At 33.3% G+C, this 4,466-nt stretch carries 5 protein-coding genes; 3 read left to right on the top strand and 2 right to left on the bottom strand.

All coding sequences use genetic code 11. The features are described 5' to 3' along the window. Positions 1 to 166: 166 nt before the first annotated feature. The 3 genes from C6H22_RS08505 to C6H22_RS08495 are packed head-to-tail and all read left to right on the top strand — an operon-like array spanning position 167 to position 3,227. Entirely contained in the window at positions 167 to 1,423 is a 1,257-nt protein-coding gene (locus C6H22_RS08505; protein WP_104694824.1) for a glycosyltransferase family 4 protein, read from the top strand. After that, the gene (locus C6H22_RS08500) at positions 1,414 to 2,559 is read left to right on the top strand and encodes a glycosyltransferase family 2 protein (protein ID WP_104694823.1); all 1,146 of its coding nucleotides are present in this window, start codon (positions 1,414 to 1,416) and stop codon (positions 2,557 to 2,559) included. Before C6H22_RS08505 ends, C6H22_RS08500 begins: the two co-directional genes overlap by 10 nt. Next, positions 2,553 to 3,227, top strand: coding sequence for a glycosyltransferase family protein (locus tag C6H22_RS08495; protein WP_104694822.1), 675 nt, complete (start codon positions 2,553 to 2,555; stop codon positions 3,225 to 3,227). Before C6H22_RS08500 ends, C6H22_RS08495 begins: the two co-directional genes overlap by 7 nt. 280 nt (positions 3,228 to 3,507) lie before the next feature. Here C6H22_RS08495 and C6H22_RS09065 read toward each other — a convergent pair whose 3' ends face one another. Continuing rightward, entirely contained in the window at positions 3,508 to 3,642 is a 135-nt protein-coding gene (locus C6H22_RS09065) for a hypothetical protein (protein WP_267892044.1), read from the bottom strand. Between the two features lie 481 nt (positions 3,643 to 4,123). After that, a partial coding sequence (locus C6H22_RS08490; protein ID WP_324826092.1) for a hypothetical protein occupies positions 4,124 to 4,466 on the bottom strand: 343 nt, incomplete at its 5' end.

Here is a 4,466-nt window from a genome sequence, read left to right as displayed (position 1 = left end):
AGCTACAATGCACGGAAAAGTGTAGTGCGTGCATTTGCACAAGATCTTGTAAGCAAACAATATATCAAAACCTATATGTCTCTAATAGGGGGGGGGGATAGAAAACACTATATAGTACGGCACATACCATACATCAGAAATACTTACACAATACACAAGGTGTCTCATGTTGCCTAGTGTATTGTATTCACATGATATTTTTTCCACGCAATATGTAGGTGGTATTTCACGCTATATCTACGAGCTCTATATTCGCAATCCTCAAGCACGCATACCTGCACTATATAGCGAAAATCTGTATCTACACGCCCACAAATGCACGAAAAATTTCCGTGGCAAAACACGATTACTCTATGTTCTTAATGAATGCTATGAAAAAACTCTATTAGCACATAAACATTTTGATATTTATCACCCAAGTTACTACAAAAAACTCACAAAGCCCAAAAAAACCTTTCTTGTAACCACTGTTCATGATATGATTCATGAAATCTATGAAGGCGTCTTTTTCCCAAAAAATAGCACCGATAGTATCCTTAAGCGCTTTTTATGTGATATTTCTGATCTTATTATTGCAATTTCTCATCAAACCAAAAATGATCTTATGCATTATTTTGGTATCAATGAACAAAAAATTCATGTCATCTATCATGGTCATAGTCTCCAAAAAATTGAAAAACAACTAAAACTCCCAAAACAATACATTTTATTTGTAGGACAACGAGAGGGCTACAAAAATTTCAAAACTTTTATTCAAGCTTTTAGCAAACTTGCTCCAAAATATATATCACTTCAATGTATTTGCGTTGGTAAACCATTTAACACACAAGAACAAGGACTTTTAGAATCTTTAAATCTCACACAATGTATCTTTGCTCTACAAGCAAAAGATGATGAACTCTATACAATCTATCACAACGCTATGTGTTTTGTATTTCCTTCTCTCTATGAAGGATTTGGAATACCGATACTTGAAAGTTTTTATGCCCAATGTCCTATAGTATTGAGTGATATAGCGGTCTTTAGAGAAATAGCTAAGGATTGTGCATTATACTTTGATCCATGCTCAATAGATTCTATAGCTAATACCCTAGAATCCCTTATCACAAATCCGACCCTCGCCCTAAATCTCACCACAAAAGCACAAGCTTTGCTCCAAAACTTTAGTTGGGATATAACCAATTACCAAACTATGCAGATTTATAAATCTATAATAGGGGGGGGGGATACATATGAAATAGTATATCATCAAATTTATTATATTTATCTCTTTCATCAGCACACGCCTTTCTATCAAAGCAAAAACATTACCCTAGTGTGTCAAACAATTCATATAGGTTTTTTATCTTGTAAACTACAAACTTTTTACACAAACGCACATATTCTTATTTTCTCTTATAAAAGGCTTTCTCAATGTGCGTAGGTCTTATAGTTCCGGTGTATAATGTAGAATGTTATTTAAAAAAGTGTTTAGATTCTATTTTAGCACAGACTTACCAGGATTTTTATATCGTTCTCATAAACGATGCGAGTACAGATTCTAGTCGTAATATTTGCTTAAAATATTATGAGCTTGATAAAAGAATTATAGTGCTTGATAGCGTTGCGAACACTGGACAGTCCAGTGTTCGCAACGCCGCGCTAAAATTTTTTACCCATAATGGAACAATACACACTCTTTGTCTCCCAAATATCACAATTTATGCACATTCTGAAACCATACCACAATGCCAATACATCAAGTTTATCGACTCTGATGATACTATTACAAAAGAATGCTTAGCAATCTGTATAGACGCCATACAGAAATATCACGTCGATGTAGTGATACATGACTGGTATTGTATCAATAAACTTGGACAAATACGGAATGAAATGTTTTTTAAAAAATTCCTCAATTTGAATGAAACACAATATTATAAACCCATGAATACTGCAGAATTTTTTACCAAACGCAAAAAAGGTTTCGCAGGATTTATATGCAATAGCCTATATAATATAAAACTTTTCTATAATCCATATGCAAGATTCCTAGAAGGCGTAATTTTCGAAGATGTTCTAAGTTATTTTATGTTTTTCACCCTTGTCAACAATGTCGTATATATACCAGAAATGCTCTATATAGTTTTTGAAAGAGATAATTCTACAATGCGCTTTAAATCAGATAACACAGATATCAAATCCCTGCCAGTGTATCAACAGTCACTAGCTAAACTTTTTAAATCCCCTTATAATGCATATTTATATCATACTTATTATTCATCTTTGTGTATGGCAAGCGAATTACTGCACTTTGCTCAAACCTACCAAAAATTACCAACCTCAAAAAAAGATATACAGCAGGAATTATATAGAGGTATTAGGGACATTCTTTCATCAGCTACGCTTATCTGTATTCCTATAGTACGTGAAAATATTGACCCAAATAATACTAGAAGTCTTTTAAAAACTCTTTGTACTCCCAAAGTAATTCTTGCTTGTTATTTTCCAAAATTATTCTATATCTTTTGGAAAATAAAACAAATTCTCAGAAAATATCTCAAAGGAAATAAATGTTAGCACCAATTGTTTTATTTACCTACAACAGACCAAAACATACGTCAAAAGTACTTCAAAGTCTTAAACAAAATGCCTTAAGCAAACAAAGTATGTTATTTATTTATTCTGATGCACCAAAAAATCATAAAGATCGACACAAGGTTTTACGCACAAGACAATACCTAAAAGCCTTTCAGAAACGATACAAAGATTCATTTCAAGACATTAACATTATAGAACGAGATTATAATTTTGGTTTAGCAGAATCCATAATTGATGGAGTAACGTGTATTATTAACAACTATAAAAAAATTATAGTTTTAGAAGATGATATACTTGTATCACCTGTATTTTTGAATTACATGAATGATGCACTTTCTCGTTACGAGAACAATAATCACGTTTGGGCTATAAATGCATATACACCACCTATAGATCCAAACGGATTAGGGGATTGTTATTTTTGGTATTTTCCTGACCCTTGGGGGTGGGGTACTTGGAGTGACAGATGGCAATATTTTAGAAGAGATGTAGATTACTTTATTAAAAGCTTTAGTAAACAAGAAATTTTTGAAATTAATCAAAAAAATTCTTATAATGCTTGGCAACAAATATTACTAAACAAGCAAGGTAAATCAAAACCTGGGCTATATTCTTTTATTGTCTTGCATATAAACACAAGGCTCTAAGTCTTACTCCTAGCGTATCATATATTCAACAAATAGGCTTGGATGGTAGTGGGGTACATTGTAGTATCTTTGATGAAGTTTTTAATCCAAAAACTATTAATATGAAATTTCCTATAAGTTATCCATTAGAGATTGTAGTTCCGGATCTTGCTATACAAAAGGTCTATGCTTTTAATAAAAGTATCAAGGTATCTCTTTTGGCTAGAATTAAACGTAAAATACAGACTATCTATAAACGCTTTAAAACCCAAACCTTACTCCATCCCAAATAATTAAAGGTTTATGTGATCTCACTTGTCCCACGCATATAACCCAATGCTACACCCAATACAATATGATCTCCAAAGCGTTTATCTACCCAGTCATGAAAAACGAAAAGATTCTGTATACGTGTCCCAAAAGAAGAAATGCCCACAGATAAATCTATCCATATATCCACATCACTTGATTGCGAGATCTAAGCGTTGATTAAGGCGTAACGCCACTTTGTGTGCATTACTCCCAAATCCAGCTCATATTCATCACATCATACAGGGCTTGTCATAGGTTTGTTTTGTGTTTTATACAAAGCTTGAGTGAGTTCAGTGACATTCTGTGATGCTTCATCAAAAAGAAATGTGCTTCACTACACCCACTCAAAAACTTGATTATGATTTTTGAGATAACTAAGCAACACTTCTCATAAATAGCAAACGTGGCAAATGTAGCACTATTGATCGTACTAAGGCAATGATGGGGTATGTTCATAAGAGAGGGGTTGGGATATAAAACATCGTATGTGAACTAAGATTATTATAAGATTGGGAAATTTCTTGGTGCATATCTTCTAAAAGTAGAAGATTTTGTGTCTATTTTGCACATTGACACTATCAAGCAACACAACACACAAGATATGCCTAAAACTCAAGCGCATTATTTAAAAGCTCTTGAGATTTTTTGAGCGCATCAAGTTTGCGTTGCTCTAGATTCTCATCGACACCTTTAGGATTTGGAAGTGGGTTTGACGATTTTTGGGTGGATTGGGGAGTTTTTAATTCATTGGGAAACACGCCACGAGACATTTTGACAAAAACATCTTCGTAATTTTGCTTTCCTACATGATGACGGATAAAAATCTCTCCACTTTGATTATTATAAATATATGTATCCCCTCCATCGTTAAACATCACCCATTCAGCAAGCCCTAATCCTATGCAAAATTGCCAAAAAAACAACAATTGTTTCACTATTCTAACCCTA

Source organism: Helicobacter equorum (assembly GCF_900198655.1).
Lineage (GTDB): Bacteria > Campylobacterota > Campylobacteria > Campylobacterales > Helicobacteraceae > Helicobacter_F > Helicobacter_F equorum.
This window is presented reverse-complemented; position numbering and strand designations above follow the sequence as displayed.